Annotated in this window: 15 protein-coding genes; 9 read left to right on the top strand and 6 right to left on the bottom strand. The window is 74.7% G+C overall.

The genetic code is table 11. The features are described 5' to 3' along the window. Window positions 1-16: 16 nt before the first annotated feature. Window positions 17-1,177, bottom strand: coding sequence for a S8 family serine peptidase (locus F4553_RS04570; protein ID WP_184832431.1), 1,161 nt, complete (start codon window positions 1,175-1,177; stop codon window positions 17-19). Then, entirely contained in the window at window positions 1,165-1,779 is a 615-nt protein-coding gene (locus F4553_RS04565; protein ID WP_184832429.1) for an SUKH-4 family immunity protein, read from the bottom strand. The genes F4553_RS04570 and F4553_RS04565 overlap by 13 nt, the downstream gene beginning before the upstream one ends. Before the next feature lie 46 nt (window positions 1,780-1,825). Between F4553_RS04565 and F4553_RS04560 the strand changes: the two genes are divergently transcribed. Genes F4553_RS04560 through F4553_RS04545 form a run of 4 tightly spaced genes read left to right on the top strand, consistent with a single transcriptional unit; the run spans window position 1,826 to window position 11,299 of the window. Beyond that, on the top strand, window positions 1,826-2,269 hold the full coding sequence (locus F4553_RS04560; protein WP_184832427.1) for a YbaB/EbfC family nucleoid-associated protein: 444 nt from the start codon (window positions 1,826-1,828) through the stop codon (window positions 2,267-2,269). After that, on the top strand, window positions 2,266-2,580 hold the full coding sequence (locus F4553_RS04555; RefSeq protein WP_184832425.1) for a hypothetical protein: 315 nt from the start codon (window positions 2,266-2,268) through the stop codon (window positions 2,578-2,580). The genes F4553_RS04560 and F4553_RS04555 overlap by 4 nt, the downstream gene beginning before the upstream one ends. Before the next feature lie 5 nt (window positions 2,581-2,585). Further along, complete coding sequence (locus F4553_RS04550; protein ID WP_184832423.1) at window positions 2,586-11,012, top strand: toxin glutamine deamidase domain-containing protein; 8,427 nt, start codon at window positions 2,586-2,588, stop codon at window positions 11,010-11,012. After that, complete coding sequence (locus F4553_RS04545; protein ID WP_184832421.1) at window positions 11,009-11,299, top strand: hypothetical protein; 291 nt, start codon at window positions 11,009-11,011, stop codon at window positions 11,297-11,299. Before F4553_RS04550 ends, F4553_RS04545 begins: the two co-directional genes overlap by 4 nt. Before the next feature lie 4 nt (window positions 11,300-11,303). Here the strand turns inward: F4553_RS04545 and F4553_RS04540 are convergent, their stop codons facing one another. Together F4553_RS04540 and F4553_RS04535 are read right to left on the bottom strand one after the other, a co-directional pair. Then, on the bottom strand, window positions 11,304-11,957 hold the full coding sequence (locus tag F4553_RS04540; RefSeq protein ID WP_184832419.1) for a response regulator: 654 nt from the start codon (window positions 11,955-11,957) through the stop codon (window positions 11,304-11,306). Then, the gene (locus F4553_RS04535; protein WP_184832417.1) at window positions 11,954-13,075 is read right to left on the bottom strand and encodes a sensor histidine kinase; all 1,122 of its coding nucleotides are present in this window, start codon (window positions 13,073-13,075) and stop codon (window positions 11,954-11,956) included. The genes F4553_RS04540 and F4553_RS04535 overlap by 4 nt, the downstream gene beginning before the upstream one ends. A 108-nt stretch (window positions 13,076-13,183) precedes the next feature. On the opposite strand from F4553_RS04535, the gene F4553_RS04530 reads away from it, so the two are divergent. Then, window positions 13,184-13,588 (top strand): DUF6069 family protein, encoded by a 405-nt coding sequence (locus tag F4553_RS04530; RefSeq protein WP_184832415.1) that lies wholly within the window; start codon window positions 13,184-13,186, stop codon window positions 13,586-13,588. Between the two features lie 44 nt (window positions 13,589-13,632). On the opposite strand, the gene F4553_RS04525 is transcribed toward F4553_RS04530, so the two are convergent. Beyond that, window positions 13,633-13,857 (bottom strand): hypothetical protein, encoded by a 225-nt coding sequence (locus F4553_RS04525; protein WP_184832413.1) that lies wholly within the window; start codon window positions 13,855-13,857, stop codon window positions 13,633-13,635. A 97-nt stretch (window positions 13,858-13,954) separates the two neighbouring features. On the opposite strand from F4553_RS04525, the gene F4553_RS04520 reads away from it, so the two are divergent. From F4553_RS04520 to F4553_RS04510, 3 genes are all read left to right on the top strand, one after another. Then, a complete protein-coding gene (locus F4553_RS04520) occupies window positions 13,955-14,596 on the top strand; it encodes a hypothetical protein (RefSeq protein ID WP_184832411.1) in 642 nt (213 codons plus the stop codon). Between the two features lie 62 nt (window positions 14,597-14,658). Next, window positions 14,659-15,171, top strand: coding sequence for a hypothetical protein (locus tag F4553_RS04515; protein WP_184832409.1), 513 nt, complete (start codon window positions 14,659-14,661; stop codon window positions 15,169-15,171). An 86-nt stretch (window positions 15,172-15,257) separates the two neighbouring features. Beyond that, complete coding sequence (locus F4553_RS04510) at window positions 15,258-16,130, top strand: GNAT family N-acetyltransferase (RefSeq protein ID WP_184832407.1); 873 nt, start codon at window positions 15,258-15,260, stop codon at window positions 16,128-16,130. Here the strand turns inward: F4553_RS04510 and F4553_RS04505 are convergent. After that, window positions 16,112-16,264 carry a hypothetical protein gene (locus tag F4553_RS04505; protein ID WP_221469691.1) on the bottom strand — a complete coding sequence of 51 codons (153 nt, stop codon included), beginning with the start codon at window positions 16,262-16,264 and terminating at the stop codon, window positions 16,112-16,114. The two genes, F4553_RS04510 and F4553_RS04505, sit on opposite strands and share 19 nt — an antisense overlap. 75 nt (window positions 16,265-16,339) lie before the next feature. Here F4553_RS04505 and F4553_RS04500 point away from each other — a divergent pair, with 75 nt between their 5' ends. Further along, complete coding sequence (locus F4553_RS04500) at window positions 16,340-17,218, top strand: hypothetical protein (protein ID WP_184832405.1); 879 nt, start codon at window positions 16,340-16,342, stop codon at window positions 17,216-17,218. Window positions 17,219-17,279: the final 61 nt, after the last annotated feature.

Raw genomic sequence — 17,279 nt, 5'->3', positions numbered from 1 at the left:
TCGTCGCGGTGGGTGCTCAGCGCCCACCGCGGGCGGCCCGGCGGCGCGACCGCACCCCGCGCAGCCCCAGCAGCAGCAGCGCCACCGCCAGGAACACCGCGGTCAGCACCTGCGCGGCGGCGGCCACCCGCCCGTCGGCCGGTGCGACCGCTGCGCGCTCCACCACCTCGGCACCGCGCGCACCGGCCGTCGCCGACGGATCGGGCTCGCTCAGCGCGCGGTAGGGGTTGACATATCCCCACCCGAACCGGTCGCTGCGGCGTCCCGCTGGAGCGGGGTCGGCCGTGGCGGTGAGCCGCTCGGCGACGGCGGCTGCGGTCAATCCCGGCCGGGCCGAGCGCAGCAGGGCCGCGGATCCGCTGACCATCGCGGTGGCGAGCCCCGCGTCGCGGGCCCAGGCGGTGGTGTGCCCGAGCGCGGGCGCGGCGGCGATGAGGTCCAGCCCGGGCGCGGTCAGGTCCACATGGGAGCCCGTCCAGGCCGCCTCTGGCGGATTGCCGGAAGCGTCGGCGCCGACGACTCCGAGCACGCCGTCGTACCCGGCCGGGTAGGACGGCCCGCTCGCGCGCGTGCCGGTGCCCAGCGTCCCGGCGCCCGCCACCACCAGCACATCGTGGCGCACGGCGTCGGCCACCGCGTCGCGGACGGCAGCACTGTCGGGCACGACGAGGGCGATGTTGACGATCGTGGCGCCGTGCGCGGTGGCCCAGCGGATGCCCGCCGCCACCTTCGCCGGGTCGATGTCGCCGTCGGCGCGCTCGACGACGCGTACCGGCAGGATCCGTGCCTTGGGCGCGACCCCGGCGAAGCCGATGCCGTCGGCCGGGCGTGCGGCGATGAGGCTCGCCACCGCCGTGCCGTGCCCGGTGCAGTCGACCCGGCCGGCCCCGGCGTCGCCCAGCAGGTCCACTCCGGGCAGCACCGCGTCGGCCAGCTGCGGGTGCACCCGGTCGACGCCGGTGTCGACGACCGCGACCGTGACCGCGTGTCCGCCGTCGCTCAGCGGCCAGGCCCGCTCGGGGGCGAGCCAGCGCTGCGCCCACGGCCGGGCCGGGATGGCGGTGTCGCCCTTGGCGAACCCGTTGCGGCACGCCGCCGCACCGGCCGCCGCGGCCGGCACCGGGAGGCCCAGGCCCACGAGCAGCGCGGCGGCGGCGATCAGGCTCAGTCCTCGCACAGCGCCACCAGCAGCTCGTCGAACCCGGCAGCCGCCATCGACTCGCCCCGCCACACCGCGCCGGCCGGATCCAGCCACAGTGGATCGCCGCCGAGCCGTCCGATCAGGACGCGGTCGCCGTCGCCGACGGCAGGCGGTGCCGTCGCGGTCCGCTGCGGCACCAGCTCCAGCCGGAGGGTACGCATCCGCAGCCCGCCGAATTCCCCCAGCACCGCGGCGGCCGCCCTCGGCATCGCCGGACCCGCACCGCCGCCCCACCAGTCGCGGACGACCTGCGACACGTCCCGCCCCGGCCGCCACCCGCCCAGGCGCAGCATCGCCCGGGTCTGCTCGGGGAACCGGTGCTGCGCGAGCATCTCGGTGCGGTAGAGGTCCGCGACGAGGGGCGCCGCCAGCGACGGCCACAGGGTCAGCGCGCCGCTGCCCCGGTCGATCACGGCGCTGGCCGCGCCGAGATCCTGCTCCTGCTCGGGGCGGATGTCGATGCGCTGCGCGACGAAACCGAGCTCGAACTCGTAGAGCTCCACGCCGTCGGGGTGCTCGGCCCATTCCGCCGCTATCCGCCGCGCCTCGTGCATGTCCATCACGGTCTCATACTCCATAGTGGATTCCTGGCGCAGGTGGGGGCGGGTGCCGTACGTTGAGGATATGCACGGGGAGGAAGCAGAGACCAGTGGTGGACCCGCCACGGCCGAGGCGGTCGCGCGGCTGCGGGCCCGGGCCGAGGAGCTCACCGGGCAGTTCCAGCAGATGATCGGCTCCTTCGACGACATCGCCGCCAAGACCCGTGCCGTCATGGTCACCGCGACCTCCGGCGACGGCCTGGTCACCGCGACCGTCGGCAGCGACGGACGGCTGCGCAAGCTGCGCCTGGACCCGCGCATCTACCACTACCCGCACGCCAGCGACCTGGCCCGCTCCATCCAGGAGACGATCGATGCCGCCGCCGCCGAGGCGCAGCGGCGGGTCGTCGAGATCTGCGCGCCGCTGGTGCCGGAGGAGACCATCGCGCCCTACCTCGAGCGCGACCACGAGAAGATCATGCAGCGCATGGTGCAGGATCTGTCCACCATGGGGGGAGTGCGGCCATGAGCGAGTCCGAGCTGCCGGATCCGGCGGGTGCACTGGACGCCGCGACGCGGCTCAAGTCCGGCACCGACCACCTGCAGGGCTCCGTCACGGCGGCCAAGGACCTGGTCGAGCGGACGCAGGCCGTCGCGCCGCTGTGGGGCGACGACGAGGCGGGCCGGCAGTACCGGGCCCGCTACGTGCCGACCGACGAGCTGCTCAAGGCGACCAAGCAGATCACCGAGGTCCTCGACGGCCTCGCCAAGGTCAGCGCGGTCGCCGTCGACACCCTGGTCCACGCCGATGAGCGGTCCCGGCAAGCGCTGCCCGACTAACGCCGATGGGCATCGAGCTTCCGGACTTCGGGGATCCGTGGAACGGCATCCGCGACATGGTCATCTTCGTCGCCAACGGGGGCGGCACCTGGCCCTCCGGCGACGAGACCCAGATCCGTGAGCTGGCCGAGGCCTGGCGCGGGGTGGAGAAGGCGCTGCGCGACGGGCTGCCGGCGGTGCAGTCGGCGGGCAATGACCTGAGCATCCTGTGGAGCGGTCCCTCGGGGGCGCTGTTCCGCACCAACTGGGAGCAGCTGGGCGGCACGGAGCTGTCCGAGGAGCTCTACGAGCTGATCGGCAAGGTCGTCGCCGACGCCGACCAGGCCGCCCTCGACATCGAGTACGAGAAGATCAGCACCATCGTCTCCCTCGTCGTCCTGATGATCGAGATCTTCGTCATCATCGTCATGGCGGTGATCGCGTTCTACGGGGCGATGGCCGCGGCGGGCGTGCGGATCGCGATGACCCGGGCGGCGGTCACCACGATGTTCCGCCTGCTGGTCGAGAAGGCCACGCAGTCGTTCGGCCGGGTCGCGCTCAGCCAGTTCCTGCGCCGCGCCGTCGTGCGCGGGCTGCCGCTGGAGATCCTGCGCGAGGTCGGCGCCGAAACCGGCACCGATGTCACCGCGCAGGTGTCGCAGTTCCTCATGGGCACCCGCGTCGACTGGGACGGCAAGAAGACCTTCCTCGCCGGGCTCGGCGGCGCGGTCGGTGCGGCGCTGAGCGTACCGGGCCTGATCGGCGGCAACCTGGTCAACGGTTTGGACAACGTCGTGGCCCGCGCGGCGGCGCGGTTCCTCAACGACTTCGGCGACGAGGTGATCACCGAGACCGGTGCGCAGTTCGTCGTCAACGGCGTCGGCTACGGCCAGTGGCAGGCCAACTTCGACAACCTGCTCGCCAACACGCTGGGTGGGATGGCCCGGGACCGGTTCAGTGCCGGAGCCCGCCTGTCCGACCGCATCACCGAGCACCTGACCGGGTTCCTGGGCGGGCTGCTGCCCGGCCCCACCTACTCCGGCCCGCCATCGGGGACGGGAGGGCCGACCGGCGGGACGGGTACGCAACCCACCGGCGGGACCGGCACCCAGCCCAGCGGCGGGCGGGGGTCCGGACTCGCGCCGGCGCCGGCTCCAGCCCCGGCACCGCGCGCGGGGGAGCAGGGCGAGCCGGGCGCGCCCCTCGTGCCGCCGCTCGTCGCACCTTCGCTGAGCGGCGGGTTGGCGGGCGCGCCACCCGGCGGCCTGCGGACACCGCCCGGCCTGCCGGGCAGCGGACCGACGCCCGGCGACACCCGTGGCGGTGCCGCGCCGGGGGACGCTCGTGGCGGTGCCGCGCCGGGGGACAGCCGCAACGGTGCCGTTCCCGGTGACGACGCGGCGGCGCCGGACGGCGGACCTGACACCGCCGAGCCAGGCGCCGCGGCACCAGACGGCGGGCCCGGCGCCGCCGCGCCGACCCCGGCTCCGGCGGACACGGACACGGCCGGTTCACCGGCGCCCGGGGCCACGGGCGACTCGGGCCTGGCACCAGGACCCGACCCGACACCATCCCCTGTGGACACCGGCTCCCCCAGCGCCGTCGAGGGGGTGCCGCAGGGCGGCGACCCCGGCATGGGCGGTCCGCAGCAGCCCGATGCGGCGGCACCTGTCGCCGGAGCGGGTCCGGTCGCCGCCGACACCCCGCTCGGCGACACCGACCAGGTCGGCGATGCCGATCGGACCGGCCACCCCGAGCACGGTCCGGACGGTGCCGTGGCGCCCGGTGGGCGTAACGGTCAGGAGAGCGTGCCCCAGCTCGCGGCCGCCGCCCTGCTCGGCGACACCGCGGCCCTGCAGTCGCTGACGGCGTTGGCCGGACGGTGGGACCTCGCGGTCGGGCATCTCGTGCAGGGCACCGGATTCGCCGCGACCCTGCCGCAGGCCGAGCGGCACCGCCTGGTCACCGCGATGATCGACGAACGGGTGCCGCAGCTCGCCGGGCTGACCGAGCAGCAGTCCGCGCCGCTGCGGGCCGAGCTCGTCCACGCCGCCGGGGTGACGGCACTGGCACGCCAGGTCCGCACGGCCGAGACCGCCGCGCAGCGGCAGGCGATGCTGGCACTCGCCGATCCGTCGATCGCCCGCAGCGCGGTCCTGCTCGCCTCGATCTCCGCCGACAACCTGACCCCCGCGCTGCAGCACCTGGGGCAGCAGAGCCTCCAGGCGCAGGCCGCCCTGGCCGCGACGACCGACCCGGCGGTGGCGGCCGAGGCGGCGGTGCAGCTCGCCGTGCACCGGCTCACCAGCGAGCTGCTGGGCGAGTCGACGCCGGAGTCCGGGCTCACCTATCCGGGTCCCGACCTGGGCTTCGATCCCGCCTCCGGCAATGAGGAGGAGGCGCTGCGGGCGGAGCTGCCGCGCGAGGGCGACAGGTTCACCCCGCACCCCGACCCGCTGGGCGGCCTGTGGGTCAGCCTGCTGAACGATGGCGGCATCAGCCGACCGGGACGCGGCACCAACTGCGTGGAGGCGACGATCGCGGCGCTGTCGACCTGGCTGGGACACCCGGCGGTCGCCGCCGCGCAGCGCCTGGGCAGCGGCGAGCGGGCCCGGCGCCTGGAGTCCTGGGTGCAGGGGCGCCTGTCGCCGCAGGGCAGCGGTCAGGAGGCGCTCGCCGGCATCGCCGCGCAGCTGCTCGCCGCCGGGCACGGTGCGGCGACCGTGGTGGCGCTGCGGTGGGCGGGCTCCCGCGCGCCGGGGCACATGCTGCTCGCCGTCAACCACCACGGCACCGTCGTCTGGATCGACGGCGCGCTCGGCACCGTGTCGATGACCCCGCCTTACGCGGGCACCGACCTGGTGGGGCCGGTCAGCGCGCTCGCCCTGGACGCCACCGGCCGGCCGCTGCGCAGCGTGCGAGCGGACCTGCCGCCGGTCCCCGCCTCCCGCGAGCGGTTCGAGGGCCAGCCCGTCCCCGCCGGGCAGGACCCGTTCCTCGCGACCAGCGGCACCCCCGACGCCGCAGCGGTCCTGGCCCGCGTCCAGTCCCTGTCCGCCGCACCGATCGGCACCGCCACCGTGACGGCTGCCCCGGTCGCCGGGACCTCCCGGGTCTTGCTGACGGTCGAGCCGGCCCGGGGCGGCAGCTACACCGTCGAGCTGACCATCGGCGTCCCCCCGTCCGGGGCCGTCGTCGAGGCCGCCGCCGGTCCGGGCGCCGCGCACCGGGCGACCATCTCCGAGGGCGTCGCACCCTCCGATGTGGAGCTGGCTCTGGCCCAGGCGCTCGGCCTGATCGACGGGGCCACCGAACGCGGTTCGCTACTGCCGTGGCGCACCAGGACGTCCGGGGACTCCCTGGTACCGGGCCTGCCGACGGGCCCGCTGTCACTGTCGCCGCAGGACCGGGGCCGGATGCAGCTCGCCATCCACAGCGCGGGCCGCATCGCCGCCGAGGACGACACGGCGTTGCGCCAGGCGGAGCTGGCCCGCCTGCTGGCCCGGCTCGACGGGATGGGCCTGCGGGGCGACGGCGCCCACCGGCGCTGGAGCCTCGTCGCCGATCTGCTCGCCGACGCGCCGCCGGGCGCCGCGCAGGTGCTCGAGCTGCTGCGCCAGGGCCGCCCCACGATCCAGCCGGTCTCGGCGGTGTCGATCGCCGAGACCGCCCGCTCGCTCGCCGCCGCCGTGGTCGCCGACGACCTGGGGGGCACGGTCCGCCAGCTGCCCGGCGGCGACCTGGAGGTCCAGCTGCCGGGGCGGCGCGCGTTCCGGGTCCGCATCGCCGAGCAGGTCGTCCCGTCGCCGGTCCTCGACCGCAGCGTCACGCTGCGCCGCGGCACCTACGTGCTCTCCTACGACGTCAACCTCGACCCGGTCCGGCTGCGGGCGCTACTCGCCCGCGACCTGCACCTGCTGCCCGACGCGACGACGCTGCGGGGCAGCGGGATCGTGGTGCACCACGCCAGCTCCGTCCGCGCGTCCCGGGTCGCGGCGCTGCGGGTGGCCGCGCAGCAGCTGGCGACGGTGGATCCCGCCGCCCGGCCCCACGACCACCAGGCACTGCTGACGCAGGTGATGCAGCTGATCGACCAGCTCGGCCTCCGCGAGGGCCAGCAGGGGTTCCGCGCCGCGCGGCTGCGTATCGGCGCGGATCTGGACCTGTCCGTCCTGGACACCCATGGCGGGCTGCCGGATACCCTCAGCCTGCCGCAGCAGCAGGCGCTGCGCCAGGCGAGGTCGGTGTTGGCGGCACAGGCCGAGTGGAGCGCCCCGGCTCGGACGATCTCCCCGCTGTCGCTGCGGTGGTCGCTGCCCGGCGAATACCGCGCCGGCTTCGCGGAGCTCGCCCGCACCCGCGCCCATACGCCCCTCGCCGAGCTGCTCGCCGACCACCAGGGCGAATACCGCGTCCACTCGACACACCGCCTGGAGGACCTGCTCCGCCAGCAGAGCGCGCTGCACGGCGGCCCCGACGCGGCGCTGGCGGCGCTCATCGCCCGCGAGCCGACGCTGTCGCGCCAGGGCGAGCAGCGACTGTGGACCCTGCTGGGCCGATTCCCCGATCCGGGGCTGGCGGCGACAATCGCCGCGCTCGCCCCGTTCGACACCCGCGTCCCCGACAGCGCCGCCTGGCGTGCCCTCGCCACCGCTGTGACGACGGTGCCGTCCGGCCTGACCGGGCCGGTCGCCGACGCGCTGGCCGCGGCGACCCTGCGGTTCGTGTACGAGCTCGTCCCCGACCTGGACCCCGAGGCCGACCTGACCGTCCGCGCCGAGCTCTACCTGCTCGTCCAGACCCTGGCCGCCGCCGACCCGAACGCCACGGCGGGGATGCTCGACCTCGCCACCGGCCGTTTCACCGACGCCGCGCGGACAGCGCTGGCCGGGCGGATCGTGGCCGACCTGGCCCTGGTCAAACTGTCGGGGCTGGACGGCGATGCCCTGACCGTGGCGCGGCTCTCCGACGAGCTGCGCACCGGCGAGATCAACGAGATCCTGCAGGAGCAGATCCGCCACGACATCCTGCTGCTGCGGACCGGCTCCGCCGCCCTGGCCGCGCGGATGATCCACCAGTCCGGCGCCACCGGCCGCACGCCGGAGGCGCGGCTGAGCGACTTCCGCCTGCGCCTGGTCGACGCCGTCACCACCCCGACCCTGGTCACGGTCCGCTACCAGCCCGACGGCAGCACCATCCTGGACTTCCAGCACCAGGGCGCCGACGGGGTCCTCGTCGTCTCCGTCACCGCCACCGTCACCGACGGTGAGCTGTCGCTGGCCCTGACCGACGTGACCCGCCATCCCGCCCTGCTCGCCGGCGAGCCGGCGATCGGACCCCGGCCGCAGCGTGTCGCGGTGCGGGGCATCGGCGGCTCCACCGACCTGCGCGGCACCGGCTCCGACCAGGTCACGGCCGAGACGCTCGCGGCGGCTCAGGCCCGGGTCGCGCCCCTTCTGCCGGGTACGCCGCCCGTGCGCCTCACCGTCGGCAACACCCGCGACGACGCGCCCGCGGAGCTGCGCCACGACAACGGCGGTTACACCCTGGTCGTGCGGCCCGACCTGCCCGTCAACGGCCGGGCCCTGGAACGGGTGATCGCGGACGCCCTGGCCCAGGCCCAGGCGATCGAGCTGCGCCAGGCCAGCGGTGTCACGGCGATCAACGGCGACCTGCTGGCCCCGGGCGCGGCCCCGCACCTGGGCGGCCTGAGCGCCCGCGACGCCGGCCTCGCCGCTCAGCTGCTCGTCCTCGCCCCGGCCGACCCGTCCGGCTGGCAGCCCGCCCCGGAGCTCGGCACCGAGATCCACGCCCTCGTCGAGGCGATGGGCCTGCATACCGACCTCCCCTTCGCCGGGCACCGCCGCGAGGTCCTGCTCGCCCACGCCGCTACCCACTTCTCAGCGGAGGCCGCCGCCGAGCTGGCGGCGATGCTGGACCGCTTCGCCGACCCGGACCACCCGCTGGATACCGGGCGCAACGACGTGCGCGAGATCCGCCGGTCAGTGCGCGAGAACATCGCCGCCGACGCGCTGCTCGACACCATGTTCGGCCCGCCCGCCGACGTGCCCGCCACGGAGATCGCCGCGCTGGCAGGCCTCACCGGGCTGGCGCCGCCGCTGTCGGGAGCGGGTCTGGCCACCGCCGGTGCCACGGCACTCGCCCGGCACCTGCGCGGCGACCTCGGCATCGCCTGGGGCGACGTGCACACCGAGGGCACCACGGTGGCCGTGCGTACGGCGGGGATGTTCGGCATCATCACCGTCACCGCCGCCGCACTGCCCGACGGCGTCAGTGCCCGGATCCACCTGGACCTCGTCGGCGGCCGCCCGGTCCAGGCGATCGTGCTCGCCGACGGCCTCGCCGCGGACCTGGTCGGCCCGACGATCGCCGCGGCGACCACCCTGCTGCGCGCCAACCTCGACCGCGCCACCGAGGGCCGCCCGACGTCGCCGCCGAACCGCCTGGGCCAGGGACCGTTGTCCGCCCGCGACCTGGCCGGCTCCGCCGAGGACCTGAGCCCCACCGACCGGGCCAACATCGCCCTGCTGGTGAGCCTCGCCGGCCGGCAGCCCGCCGCCGACGACTTCCCGGCGCGCGGCCAGGTCCATGCCGTCGTCGACAACCTGGGGCTGCGCGGCGACGGCCGCGCCGAGACCGCCCGGCGCGACTGGGTCCGGACGATCGTCGGCGAGACCGTGTGGCAGCAGGTGGAGCCCTATACCCGGGCGCTGTCCGACCTGCCGGCCCGGGAGCACCGGGCCGCCCGGGTGGGGCAGGCGCTGCTGCGCGCCGTCCCTGACGGCGTCAGCGGCAGGTCGATCCGCTCGCCGCTGATCCTCGGCGCCACCCTGCGGCGCGTGTGGCGGATGCGCGGTCCGGGACAGCGCGCGGGAGGCCGCATCCGGATCCTGCACCAGCTGCACCGGCGCTTCCGGCCGGGTCTGCGCAGCGGCGTCGCGGGCGCGGTCGCCGGTACTCGGCACACGGCGGGCTACTCGGTGACGGGGCGCTTCTACGTCGGCCGCGTCACCCTCGCCGACGGCACCCGCTACGCGGCGGTCGGCCTGCCCGGCCTGTCGTTCACCCGGACCCGGGCGCTGTTCGCCAACGTGCGCCTGCACGAGAGCGGGGGGCCCTCCGACATCCCGGACCCCTACACCGTCGACACGGGCGACCTCGTCGAGCCCACCGAAACCGTCCGGATCAACGACTTCATCAGGGTCGGTGTCAGCACCTCGAACGTAGGCGGGCCGATCCTGTTCCAGGTCCGCCGCGCGACCACCGTCATCCTCGGCCGCCAGCGGCTCCTCGGCCTCCGGCTCGGCCGCGGCGGGGGGCCTCGGGTGCTGCTGCGCCAGCGCCGCCCCGACGGCGTCGAGTCGGTCAGCCACGCCGCCCAGCTCGTCATCTCGCCCCTCTACGGAGCGTCGGGCAGCGTCGAGTTCGGCGTGCCCTACCTGTCCAGCGTCAATGTCTACGGCTGGCTGATGACCGGCCTGGACATCGCCGTCAGCCGCCGCATCAGCGCCGAGCACTTCGAGGCGGTCGTCCGCGGCGACCAGGGCGAGTTCGCCGAGTTCGGCGAGCTGTTCGCCCAGGCACGCCGGGACCTGCGCCAATGGTGGACGTCACCGCGATTCCATTCCGATCCGTCGGTGTCGGTCTCCACCGAGTACCAGATCGCCGAGATCGCCATCGGCACCTGGATCAAGTACCTGCTGCCGGGAATGACGGGCCCTCCGTGGGGCTTGGGCCTCAACAACAACATCGAGGTCGCCGTCAACATCGCCGTGGAGGGCGATCTCGACGGGCCGGCCGCCCGCTTCCTCGGCAGACAGATCCTGCGGTACGGATCGGAGACTGCGGCGCAGGAGAACGCCCCGGAGGCCGTCCCGCCACCCGCCGCGACGCCGGGAATCGCCCCTCCCGCCGGCACCGCGCCGGTAAGAACTCCGCACACCGCCACACCGCCGGTGAACATCCCCGTCGCGCCCGTCCATCCGGACGCGACGCCGCCGGCCGGCGGAGACCCGGGCGGCAACTGGCCGACCGTCGACGCGGTGGACGGCGGCGCGGTCGCGCAGCTCCACCCCCTGTCGTGCGTCTCCGCCTGCGGGGAGATGCTCAGCGGACGGCCCCAGGCCGAGCTGATGGAGCTGGTGGGGGTGCCCGGCCATGCTGGGCGGCTCGTCCAGGTGCTGGGCGGGGCGTGGCGCGGCGGCTATGTCGGACCGGATGTTCTCGACATCTTCCTCACCGGTCCGCCGTGGGCCGCCGAGCTGTTCGGCCCTGGCGCTGAGATCGCGCACACGGTGGTGGTCGACGGTGTTCGGGAGGACGGACTCATACTCATCCGCGATCCGTGGGACGGCGGCAGCACCTACGCCATGACCCGCGCGGATTTCCTGCAGGTGTGGAACGGCATCGCCGTGTTCGGGGGACAGCAATGAGGGAATCGACCGGATGGGTGCTGCGGTCCATCGAGGCCGTGGACGGCACGACCTACCGGGTGGCGCTCGCCGCCGAGGGGCAGGCCGACCAGGAGTTCGTCTTCGCCGCCGACCAGGTCTCGGTGGCCGGGCGCCCGGTGGTGGTCGTGAGCTGCCTGGAGTTCGCCGAACGGACGGCGGGGGATCCGGGGGCGGCTCGTGGCGTACTCAACGCAGTCATGACCTTCCACACGACGCGGTCGGTGGCGCTGGCGCTGGACCGGCCGCCCGCCACCCGGGCGTTCTAGGCGCTCAGACCAGGCCGGCGTCGTGGGCGAGCAGCGCGATCTGGGTCCGGTTGGTCACGCCGAGCTTGAGGAAGATGTGCGTCAGGTGCGCCTTCACCGTCGCGACGCTCATCGTCAGCTCGGCGGCGATGTCGGCGTTGGTGAGCCCGGTCGCCACCGCCAGCACGACCTCGCGCTCCCGCGTGCTGAGCTCGGCGAGCGCCGCGCGGGCGCGGTCGGCCGTCCCGGACTCGGCGACCACCCGGTCCATCAGGCGCCGGGTGATGGCGGGGGAGAGGATCGCGTCCCCGGCGGCGACCCGCAGGATCGCCTCGACGATCCGGTCCGGCGGGGTGTCCTTGAGCAGGAACCCGCTCGCCCCGGCCCGCAGCGCCCGCACCACGTGGTCGTCGGTGTCGAAAGTGGTCAGTGCGATCACCGCGGGCGGGTGGCTGCGGGCCCGCAGCCGTGCGGTGGCGGTGATCCCGTCGACACCGGGCATCCGCAGGTCCATCAGGACCACGTCGGGAGCGTGCGCGTCGACCGCGGTGATCGCCGCACCGCCGTCGGCGGCGACGGCGGCGACGACGATGCCGTCCGCCCCGTCGAGCATCATCGTCAGCGCCGCCCGGACCAGCGGGTCGTCGTCGACGATCAGGATCCGCACCGGACGAGTCACGGCTGCCGCCACGGGATCCGGGCCCGCAGCCGGAACTCGCCGTCCGCCGCGGTGTGCGTGATCTCGCCGCCGGCCAGGTGCACCCGCTCCGCGAGCCCGATCAGGCCGGTGCCGGGGGTATGGCCGACGGGTGCGGGAGACAGCGGGTTACCGACCTCGATGGTGAGTTCGGCGCCTCCCGCGCCGCCGATGACGACGGTGACCGGGTTACCGGGGGAGTGGCGGCGGGCGTTGGTCAGCGACTCCTGCACCACCCGGTAGGCGGTGCGGCCGACCGACGGTGCCAGCGGCGCGGCGAGGTCGGTCCGGGTGTCGAGGCGGACGTCGAGCCCGGCGTCGCGGGCCTCCGCCACGAGACCGGGGACGTCGGCGAGGGTCGGTGCGGGCCGGTCCGATTCGTCGCCGTCCTCGCGCAGCAGCGTCACGACCTCCCGCATCTCCTCCAGCGCCTGGCGGACACCGGCGCGGACCACCCCGGCCGCCGCCGCGAGCCGCTCCGGCGGTGCGTCGGGCCGGTACTCCAGTGCTCCGGCGTAGGTGGCGAGCAGGGACAGCCGGTGGGCGAGCACGTCGTGCATCTCGCGGGCGATGCGGGCCCGTTCGGCGATCCGCGCCTCGACGACCCGGCGCTCCTGCTCCGCTTCGGCCCGGCGGGCCCGTTCGCGCAGCGAGGCGAGCAGATCCGCCCGCGACCGGGCCAGCGCGCCCCAGCCGACGAGGGCCGCGTACGCGATGGTCACCAGCAGCAGCCACCACCCGTAGGTGATGCCGGGCGTGGGCCGCCACCACCCCAGCACCGCGTGCCCGGCGATCCCGGCGGCCGCCACGGCGAGGGCGGCGCGGAAGGGGCGCCTGCGTGCGGTGTGCAGGGCGGCGACGGTCGCCGGTGCCGTGGCGACGGGGGAGAGCGCGGCCAGGGCGCTGAGCACCAGCCCGGCCGGCACCGGCCACCGCACCATGACCGGGACCAGGGCCACCGAGACGATGGCGACGGCCAGGTCCAGGACCGGCATCGACCTGGCCGCGTCGCCGGTGACGCTGATCAGCGCCACTGCGACGAGCACCCCCACCGCCACGGTCGAGGCGACCATGGGAAGCAGGAGAGATCGCGATCGCATGACCCCAGGTTATGCGTCGGCGCAGGTCGGCGGCGACCGACCAAAGTCGTACGCCCGCTCGCGCCGCGGCCGATGTGGCGGTACGGCACCCGGCCGGAAGCTGTGGGCATGACTGACACCTCTACGAACCGCACCCGCATCGGGCGGGCCGCCACCGTCGGCGGCGCCACCGTCGCCGCCTTGATCACCTGGACCTCGCTGCACGAGCTCTCGCACATCGACCTCGCCGCCCGCACCGGCGGCTCCGTCACCCGCGTCGGCGCCCTGGCCGTGGCGATCGCCGCCGTCGTGGTGGGGCTGGCGGGGTGGGCGCTGCTCGCGCTGCTGGAGCGCTCGGTGGCGCATCCGCGTCGAGTGTGGACGATCGTCGCGGTCGCCGTCTTCATCGTGTCGCTGGCGGGAACCCTCGGCGGGGTCACGACCGCCTCTAAGCTCGGCCTCGCCGCGCTGCACACCACAGTGGCGGTGATCCTCATCATCGGGCTGACGCGCTCGCGCCGGGCGGGGTGCTGAGCGAGCGGTCGGCGTACCGGCCCGGGGTTGGTGATCTTCTCAGCTCACAGCCCGGTCCGGCCGCCGCAGACCGTGGCCACCCACGAGGCGGGGGCCTGGTGCAGGCCGCCCACGGTGCCGCCGGGAGCGCAACTCGCCGGGGCCGCACCGTGGACGGCCGGTCCGCCGCCGAAGCCGCTCTGCTCCGGCGGGAGCGCGAATGCCGTCCCCGGGACGGCGAGCGCGGCGAGGACGGCGACGACGAGGGCGGCAGCGTGGCGCGGGGTCATGGGCGACAGGGTCGCCCTTCGCCGCCATGGCTGTCAATAAGTTGATGAAGCCCCACCGCGGGGCGCGCGGTGATCGGCCGCGCGGTAGCATCCGCCCATGATTTTCGGCTCCTCCCGCAAGCTCGCCAAATACTGCGATCAGCTCGAGGAGGCCGACGGCGCGGTGGCCTTCGAGGAGGCGGCGCAGGGGCTGTGGAGCACCGCGCAGAAGGCCTCGCCGCGCGACCTGACCCCCGCGCTCGAACGGTGCGCCTGGCTGCTGACCAGCCAGAGCGTCGGTGCCGGCGGCCGATTCTCGATCCTCTGCGGCTCCCTGGTCGACCTCGGCGCGGAGCCGGGGTCTCTGGTCGTGCCCGTCGCCGACGGGTTGCTGCGTGCGCTGGACCAGGCCGTGCGGTTCCGCGTCTCGTGGCCGCTGGCGAGCTCGGACCCGAAGCTGCCGGACCCGGAGGAGGCCGACGAGCACCTGCGCGACGCCGTCGTCAAGCTGACGCCGGTGCTGGGCGGAGAGGCGGCCTACCGGGCGGCGGAGGGCTGGTTCAGCGTCACAAACTGGGCCCGCCCGGCGGTCACCCTGCTCCAGCGGTCGCCGCAGCTCTGGGCGGACTACCCCCGCCGGGCGGAGCTCGCCGCCGCGATCGCGAAGCTGGTCCCCGACATCCCCGACCTCGGCGGTGTGCACGAGCTGCTCGGCGGCGAGCAGCGGCCGGCCGTGGTCGGACGGCACCGGGCCGCCTGACGCGCTCGTCCTCGCCGGCCACGACCTCAGACATCCTGCCGCCGCGTCGCTATGCTGCGCCGGTGCCACTGCTCAAGACCGGACTCCGGCTGCGTACGAAGGTCATCATCGGTGTCGTCGTGATCCTGCTGGCAGGCTGCGGCTATGCCGGGTTCACGGTCGCGCACTGTGCTCTCGGCTGCCCGTCCGAGCCGAGTCTCGGCGAGGTCGCCGCGATCTCGCAGTTGCGGTTCCCCGCCGACAGCGAGCTGCTCGACTCCGCGCTCAGCGAGTGGACGGACACGGTTCTCTACGCCCGGATCGCCTTTCCCCGCAGCGAACTCGCCGCCTTCCAGTCCACCAACGACCTTCCCGCCGCCGTGGCACAGGAGAGGGGTGTCCCGGCGAGCGAGGTACCCGGCTGGTGGCATCCGGAGAAGCCGGCCACCGTCTCCGGCATCGCCTCGGCCTGCACCCCCACCGCCTGCCGCAGCCTCATGTTCGACCTCGACGGCACGGACACGGTCGTCGTCTGGGTCCACTGGTTCTCCGGCAGCCAACCCGCCGCGACCAGCGAACCCTCGCCCTCGGCGTAACTCGATGTGAGACACGGGCGCGCTGCCGCTATCGTGGTGTGCTGCCGGTGCGGGGGAGCCCGCCGGCATCGAAGAGAGGCTTTGACGTGACGATCCACTGGCGTGCGCTGACCCCCGACGACCTAGGCGTCGTCGCCGAGCTGGCGCAGGCCGCCGTCACCGCCGACGGCGGGCTCGTCTCCACCGCCTCGCCCGCTTTCCTGGAGCGGCGGTACACGGCCGACGGCGTCACCGCGATCGGTGCCTTCGAGACCGAGCAGCTCATCGCCGTCGGATCCGTGCGCACCGTCGGCCAGACCGCCGTCGCGGTCGGCCTCGTCCACCCCGAGCAGCGCGCCCGCGGCATCGGCGGCGAGCTGCTCGACCGGCTCATCGCCGAGGCGCGCCCGCTGCCCGGCGCCCTGCGGGTGGAGACCGAGGCGCTCAGCGCCGAGGCGCACCAGCTGTTCGCCTCGCGCGGCCTGCGCCAGACCTTCGCCGAGGACGTGCTCTACCGCTCGCTGCGGGAGCCGTTCAAGGGCGAGCCGCTCCCCGGCGAGCTCACCGTCGAGGCGTGGACCGCCGACAACCAGGACGCGTTCTTCGAGGCCTACCAGGCCTCGTTCGCCGACCGCCCCGGCTTCCCGAACTGGACCGCGCAGCAGTGGATCGACTGGACCGTCGACGACGAGTTCCTCCCCGCCTCCTCGCTGCTCGCCCGCGATGCCGACGGCGCCCCGGCCGGGTTCGTCACCTGCGCCGAGGGTTTCCTCATCCAGGTCGGTGTCGTGCCGCAGTGGCGCCAGCGCCGGCTGGGGCGGGCGCTCGCCGTCGCCGGGCTGGAGCGCATGCGCGAGGCCTCGCCCGACGGTGAGGTCTTCCTCGACGTCAACGTCGACAACCCCGCCTCGGCCGGGCTCTTCGCCGGGCTGGGCTTCGCCACGGTGGCCCGCCGGGCCCGCTACGAGGAAGCGGCCTGACCTGAGGCGATGAGCATGAGGACCGCGTCGGTCGGGCGGACGTCGCCGAAGGCGCGGTAGACGGTGTGGAGCGTCGCGTTGTGGTCGGCGTCGCGGCGGGCGGCGTTGCCGTCGGCCACCATCCTCGGCTCCATGCGTGGGAGCGTACCCGAGGCAGCGGCCCTGGTTGGAGTGAGACTTGACGATGCATTGCCGGTAGAGTCCGCCCAGTGCCGAACTCGCCCCGCGCCGACGCGCCCACCCATCGGTTTCGCACCAAGCTCATCGCCACCCTCGGGACGATCGCGCTGCTGGTCGTCGGGGCCGTGATCTCGCCGCTCGGCGGGAAGATCGCCGACCTGATCTGGCCCGCCGCCGAGGCCGAACTCCCCGGCGCGGTCGTCGCGGGCGAGCCGTGCCGGTCCGGTGGCCCGGCCGCCAGCATCAGCCTCTCCTACGCCTTCCGGCCCAGCATGTGGTGGGCGACGCCGGCGAAGCTGCCGACAGAGGTGATCGACGAACTCAACCGGGCCGACAACAGCGAGGCGACCGACGCGACGCTCGCGCCCTTCACCCCGGTGCAGTCGATGGGCAAGGCCGGCACCTCGCTGAAGGTGGCGGTGACGGGGTGTGGCCCCAGGCCGGTGGTCATCACCAATCTGCGTCCGGTCGTCTCCAAGCGGGACAAGCCCTTCGGGGGCAGCCTGGTCTTCGTCCGGTCGCAGGGGGAGACCGAGGTCGTCGAGATCGGATTCGACCTCGACGCCCGCGACCCGGCGGCGCTCGCCTACGACACGACGACGGCGAAGCTCGGCGGCGCCTACTTCGACTCGAAGGTCGTCAACGTCGCGCCCCAGGAGACGGTCCCGCTGCGGCTGATGGGGATCACGAAGACCTCCTACGTCGAGTGGGTTCTCGCGTTCGACACCCTCGTGGACGGCAAGGCCTGGAAGTTCCTGGTCGCGCTGCCCGGCGGGGCGCCGATCCGCAGCACCGCGCTGCTGCCGAGCTACCAGTCGCTGTACTCGCTCGACTTCTCCGCCCAGCCGCGACCGCTGTTCAAGCCCGTCAGCCCCGCCTCGCTCCTCCCCGAGCTGCGCGTCCCCTGAGCGCGGCCCACCGGCTCGTGTTCCTGAAGCGCTGATCGACCAGGCGATCGTGCCCGTGCCG

This window comes from Allocatelliglobosispora scoriae (genome assembly GCF_014204945.1).
GTDB lineage: Bacteria > Actinomycetota > Actinomycetes > Mycobacteriales > Micromonosporaceae > Allocatelliglobosispora > Allocatelliglobosispora scoriae.
This window is presented reverse-complemented; position numbering and strand designations above follow the sequence as displayed.

Bases quoted from the DNA above. Each gene is read 5' to 3' on its own strand.
- F4553_RS04565 (WP_184832429.1), bottom strand. From the start codon at position 1,779: ATGGAGTATGAGACCGTGATGGACATGCACGAGGCGCGGCGGATAGCG.
- F4553_RS04560 (WP_184832427.1), top strand. From the start codon at position 1,826: ATGCACGGGGAGGAAGCAGAGACCAGTGGTGGACCCGCCACGGCCGAG.
- F4553_RS04555 (WP_184832425.1), top strand. From the start codon at position 2,266: ATGAGCGAGTCCGAGCTGCCGGATCCGGCGGGTGCACTGGACGCCGCG.
- F4553_RS04550 (WP_184832423.1), top strand. From the start codon at position 2,586: ATGGGCATCGAGCTTCCGGACTTCGGGGATCCGTGGAACGGCATCCGC.
- F4553_RS04545 (WP_184832421.1), top strand. From the start codon at position 11,009: ATGAGGGAATCGACCGGATGGGTGCTGCGGTCCATCGAGGCCGTGGAC.
- F4553_RS04535 (WP_184832417.1), bottom strand. From the start codon at position 13,075: ATGCGATCGCGATCTCTCCTGCTTCCCATGGTCGCCTCGACCGTGGCG.
- F4553_RS04530 (WP_184832415.1), top strand. From the start codon at position 13,184: ATGACTGACACCTCTACGAACCGCACCCGCATCGGGCGGGCCGCCACC.
- F4553_RS04525 (WP_184832413.1), bottom strand. From the start codon at position 13,857: ATGACCCCGCGCCACGCTGCCGCCCTCGTCGTCGCCGTCCTCGCCGCG.
- F4553_RS04520 (WP_184832411.1), top strand. From the start codon at position 13,955: ATGATTTTCGGCTCCTCCCGCAAGCTCGCCAAATACTGCGATCAGCTC.
- F4553_RS04505 (WP_221469691.1), bottom strand. From the start codon at position 16,264: ATGGAGCCGAGGATGGTGGCCGACGGCAACGCCGCCCGCCGCGACGCC.